Below are 4994 nucleotides of genomic sequence, written 5' to 3' on the forward strand. Positions count from 1 at the left end.
GCTCTTCATGGTATATTCACCCATATTCAAGATGTTCTCGTCATTTACTTCCACAAAGCAATGTGTAAGTATATCACCCTTACTGATACTCTCAGGAATAGCAGCCAAAGGCTTTACCAAGTAAATATATTCCTGATTGTTTGTAGAAACTTCCACACCGTTATTGGCAGATGCAGAAACGGCAACAGCATAAGTCTGTCCGATTGTGCCTCCGGCATTGATATTCAGTTCCACAGAAGCCGACTTCTGTTCGCCCGCCTTGATAGTGGCAGTTCCACCGTTCGCCAGGCTCAGCTTATCGGCGGGATACATTTTATAGCTTGTTCCATTCTTCTTATTGTAAGCCTCCAAAACGTCTTCGTCCACTTTGAAGGTCACCGTAACATCCTGCTCTGCAGCTTTGCTCAGTTCAAAATAGAGATGTCCGGTAGCAACCTTGTCGCCAAAAACAGAAATCGGAGTAAGTTCACGTGCACCGGCGGCAGACTTTACATAGCCATACACGCCATCCACAGTATCCAGCTTGTCACTGTTGCCGGTGTTGATGACAACATCATCTTCACAACCGGTGAAGCATATTCCTGCACATGCAAAAGCCATTGCCAGCAAGCCTGATTTTACATGATTCATATATTTCATAATCAATATCTTTTTATTTGAATTAAGGTATAACTAAATTATTTAGCGGGCAGTTCCACAGCAGTCCAAGTCAATGATTCCACTGCAGTAGCATTGTTCTCATTTCCGCTATAATCGTGAATGGCAGTACCGGCGCCCTCATCGAACTTCCAGTAAGAAACCAGTCCGTCAGCATCCGGCTCTACCTGGTAGAAGTGGTCCTTTGCATTGATTTCTGCTGATGTCAACACCTTATTCCAGATACGCACCTCTGAGATATTACCTTCCAACCAACGGTCACGATTGTATGAATGGCCAATCCAGAATCCGTTACCTTCATCGGTCATGGTCTGGCCCCAGTTCACGACTCCGCAGTCCAAAGTAGTCTCCAGCATATTCTTACCATTGATGTAGATTATAACTGTTTTTGCATCCGCATCGTAGGTCACAGCGATATGTGTCCATTCGTTTGTCGGAATAACCAGACTCTCATCGGTCACATTGCCGCTATTTGTAGCCACCTGCAACTGGTTTTGAGGAATTCCGGCATCACCGATGCGGAGCAGGAACTTACCTTCGATACCCATAATGGAAGTCAGCATCTTGTCAAACTTGCTTACACGAATCAACGCTTCTGCCGTCAGCTTATTCATATTATTGGCTACATCTGGATTGGTCCAAGTTACGTAAACCAGATTCTTGGTAATATCAGGAACCGTATTAATCAATGCGGCACCCTTCAGCACGTAGTACATGGTACCGGAGCTCTTCAAGACTCCGATGCTTGCCTGGTCTACCGTAACCGGCAATACATATACCTTCTCACGGTCCAGCTCCGTCAAGTTCTTGAAGCTGACAGTGATGTCGTCTGAAATGACAGCACCGGCCAAAATGGTAGCCTGCGGAGTTTCTACCGTATAATAGTTTTCCGGCAGAGCCTCGGCTGTGTCATAATAGGTAGCGTTATAAGTAGCTACCAGTGAAGGGTCCGCCTTCAAGGCAATAGTTATATCCTGCGATTCAGGACGGGCCATTGAAATCCGGAATGAACCTTCCGTATCGGAAACAGTGTTTTTCAACAACACAGTACTGGTCATCGCCGAGCCGTTGATATACACCTGATTATCGAAATTCTCAACGTCATTATCATTACAAGCAGCAAATACACCTGCCAATAATGCCATCGATACTAAATATATACTTTTCAGTTTCATGATATTCTTTTATTTTTTAGGAGCAGGATTCATAATATTGATAGCTTCTCTCACGTATTGATAGGTATTGGTAGCATTGTAATAATCATTCTGCATGTTCTCAATAGCCAGACCAGCTTTTGTAAACTCTGCAGACGGTTCTGTCACCCAATAAGCAGCTTCCGACAGAGCTCTCAAAGCATTGTAATATCCGGTAGTCTTATCTGTTGTATCCAGAGAGACGGTAGATGCCGATACAATGAAGCGGTCAGCCGGAACACCGTCTGCCATCAAGGCCTGAAGCGCTTCTATCCCCAGTTGGGCAACATCCGTGACATCATTTGTAATCAAGATGATATGGTCACAAGAAGAGAGCACAGACTGGCCTATCAGGTTGGCAGGATACCCCTGGAACACCAGTTGCTTACCTGAATTGGCACTCTTCCAGTTGGATATCACACCGAAGAAAGTATCCTGATTTGCCTTTGCTTCAGCCTTGTCGGCTTCGGACATGTAGATAGGATTGCTACCACGATACTCGGCTACAATACCGTCGAAAGGTGCTTCAAGAGCTATCAGTCTGTTCAGCTCAGCCGACAGATAAGCCGAGAATGCAGATGTTTCTGTTCCTTCTTTCACCTTGTCGGTATGTTCCTTCAAGATATTGTCATAGCTGATGGAATAGAATACTTTCGTTCCCTTCTCATGTACATTTACAATATCTTCCAATTCGAATTCCACCAAATCGGGAGTAGTTGCGATAATTACGTCCAGGCTGTCGGGAACATCCGACATGTGCTGCCCACGGCTGAAAGGAACTTTCTCACTATTATCAAACCAGCCGTATACAATCTTATGGTCAGAATTCTTGTATTCCTGCAAGTTCTTCAGATACTTGGCATACAGTTCGGGAGACTGTTCGTCGATTCCGGGTTCTTTCAGTTTAATACTCTCTGAATCCGTCCAGTCGGAGCAGGCAGACAATGCCAATACGGAAAAAGCTGCCAGCACGATTCCTTTGAATGATTTCTTATATAATTTCATAATTATTCAGCATTTATTGTTATTATTTGCGTGCCCACCATACGTCAGTAGCCATGTTGTCCGGTCCACCCAGATAGTTGCTTACTGCCTCTTGCACGTTTTCAGTATTACTTGTATATTCTTCAGAAGGATAAGGCATACGGCGTGCACCTTTCTCGCTATCAACAATTCCACCGCTCAAGTTACCTTCACTGGTTGCAGGCAACAGTTTGGGATAGCCCGTACGGCGATAGTCAGCCCAAGCTTCGTTACCCAACGGCCAATTCGCAATCCACTTCTGGGTAATGATACGTTCCTGCTTTTCTTCCTTGGATGCCCCTTCATTCCACTTGACAGTAATGGCTGAAAGGTTCTTTTCATAAGTATTAAGACCGGCGGGATCTTTGTAAAGAGCAGGTACACTGCTTTCATCAGCCAGATAGCTGTCTACACCGGTAGCTCCCCACTGTTCGAAAGAGAGACGGACACCTTGTTCATAAAAATCAGCAGCGGTTCCTTTCATGTTGAAACCATAGATTGCAGTGGCTTCAGCACGCAAAAAAGCAACTTCTGCCGCATTCATCCAAAGCACGGGATCAGAAGAGGAAATCTTCACACGTGAATAATTGATGAAATACTCCTTCATCTTACTGAGGTTGATACCGCGACGTAATCCTACATAAGTCTCTCCAGGCCATTTTGATTCCTCAAAATAGCTGGCACGACGATTGTCGTTGTAACCGTTCATGTAGCAGATGATGTCGGCAGCAGGATGGGTATCACCACCTGAAGCTTCTTCATTGTAACGTACTGCCACAAACAACGGATTGCTAATTGTACCGAAATACTTCCATGTAGCATTGTCTGCATTTGTTTCAATCAGACCCAACTCGTGATTCACTGCACTTTCAGCCATTTCTTTAGCCTTAGCAGGGCTTACATTGGCAATACGGATAGCCAAACGCAGTTTCAATGAATTGGCAAACTTCACCCACTTCTGTACATTACCACTGTACACGAAATCTGCAGAAGCAACCAACGCCGCATTTCTGTTTTCAGTCAGCACCTCGATGGATTCGTCCAGTTCCTTGAAGAATGCGTTATATACTTCTTCCTGCGTATCATAAGGAATGGTAATCTTGCCATCCTGACCGATTTTAGAATAAGGAATAGGACCATACGCATCAGTCACGCGACTCATGGCAGCAACCTTTATGATTTGAGCAATGGCATAAGGAACCGGATTATTGGTATTCTCCGATACTTGTTTCACTGTGCTCAAGTTACCGTAAAGTGTTGAAATGATACGGTCACTTATCAAGAACACACGCGTCCAGTCATTTGTAGCATTAAAATTGGATATTGTATTGGACCAGCCGGCATTTGAATCGGCAAAATAACCTCCCAACGGTCCACCCAACAAACAATCAGTAAACTGTGCCGTATTGACATCTGATGAGATAACCGTACTTGCCAAGTTACTCATGGCAGAACCCAGTGCATAATCATCCGGAGTCAAATCACCCGGTTGATAAGGATTGGAGTTGATATCCATATAATTGCCGGTACAGGACATAAAGCCCATAACCAACGGAGCAACAATCAATTTATTTATAATATTTTTCTTTTTCATATCGTTTGGTATTAAAATTTAAAGCTCAAGCTAAAGCCGATGTTACGCAAAGCCGGCATCATGAAATAGTCTATTCCCTGATAAAAGTTATCGGTAGAAGCTACACTTTCGGGATCGAAAGGAGCCTTGCTGTAAATCATCCACAAGTTGCGGCCTACCAACGAAACCTTGATATCGCACACATCATTCAACAACTTTCTGGGGATGGTGTAACCCAAAGATACTTCCTGCAGACGAACATTGGTAGCAGAATAAGTGTAGTATTGGGGAACAGACGTGCCGCTACCTACTACACCGTACCATGTTTCGGGGTTTACCTTATCTCTACCATTCACCAACACGTAACCTAAATCACGTGCATCGGCAGAAGCCTCGGACACACCGTAATAGTCCAACATAGCTTGTGTACGTGAGTAAACCACACCACCCAAACGGGCTGAAATCAAGAAACCTGCTGTGAAATTCTTCCAAATGAAGTTATTACGCCAAGCCAAATTACCTTTAGGAAGTACGCTTCCCAACTTGAT

Annotated in this window: 4 protein-coding genes and 1 pseudogene; all 5 read right to left on the reverse strand. The window is 44.3% G+C overall.

Annotated elements, in window-relative coordinates; all coding sequences use genetic code 11:
• The coding region (locus BHV72_RS06800) for a DUF1735 domain-containing protein (RefSeq protein WP_286855404.1) at window positions 1-639 on the reverse strand (639 nt) is incomplete at its 3' end.
• A 38-nt stretch (window positions 640-677) separates the two neighbouring features.
• Window positions 678-1832: a DUF1735 and LamG domain-containing protein gene (locus BHV72_RS06805; RefSeq protein ID WP_022401691.1), complete on the reverse strand. Its 1155-nt coding sequence runs from the start codon at window positions 1830-1832 to the stop codon at window positions 678-680.
• Window positions 1833-1841: 9 nt separating this feature from the next.
• Complete coding sequence (locus BHV72_RS06810; protein ID WP_022401692.1) at window positions 1842-2855, reverse strand: glycoside hydrolase family 18; 1014 nt, start codon at window positions 2853-2855, stop codon at window positions 1842-1844.
• A gap of 22 nt (window positions 2856-2877) precedes the next feature.
• The gene (locus tag BHV72_RS06815) at window positions 2878-4467 is read right to left on the reverse strand and encodes a RagB/SusD family nutrient uptake outer membrane protein (protein ID WP_022401693.1); all 1590 of its coding nucleotides are present in this window, start codon (window positions 4465-4467) and stop codon (window positions 2878-2880) included.
• Between the two features lie 11 nt (window positions 4468-4478).
• A pseudogene (locus tag BHV72_RS06820) lies at window positions 4479-4994 on the reverse strand (SusC/RagA family protein); the annotation flags it as partial.

Source organism: Bacteroides sp. 43_46 (genome assembly GCF_001915455.1).
Classification (GTDB): Bacteria; Bacteroidota; Bacteroidia; order Bacteroidales; family Bacteroidaceae; genus Bacteroides; species Bacteroides caccae.

Bases quoted from the DNA above. Each gene is read 5' to 3' on its own strand.
- BHV72_RS06805 (WP_022401691.1), bottom strand. From the start codon at position 1,832: ATGAAACTGAAAAGTATATATTTAGTATCGATGGCATTATTGGCAGGT.
- BHV72_RS06810 (WP_022401692.1), bottom strand. From the start codon at position 2,855: ATGAAATTATATAAGAAATCATTCAAAGGAATCGTGCTGGCAGCTTTT.
- BHV72_RS06815 (WP_022401693.1), bottom strand. From the start codon at position 4,467: ATGAAAAAGAAAAATATTATAAATAAATTGATTGTTGCTCCGTTGGTT.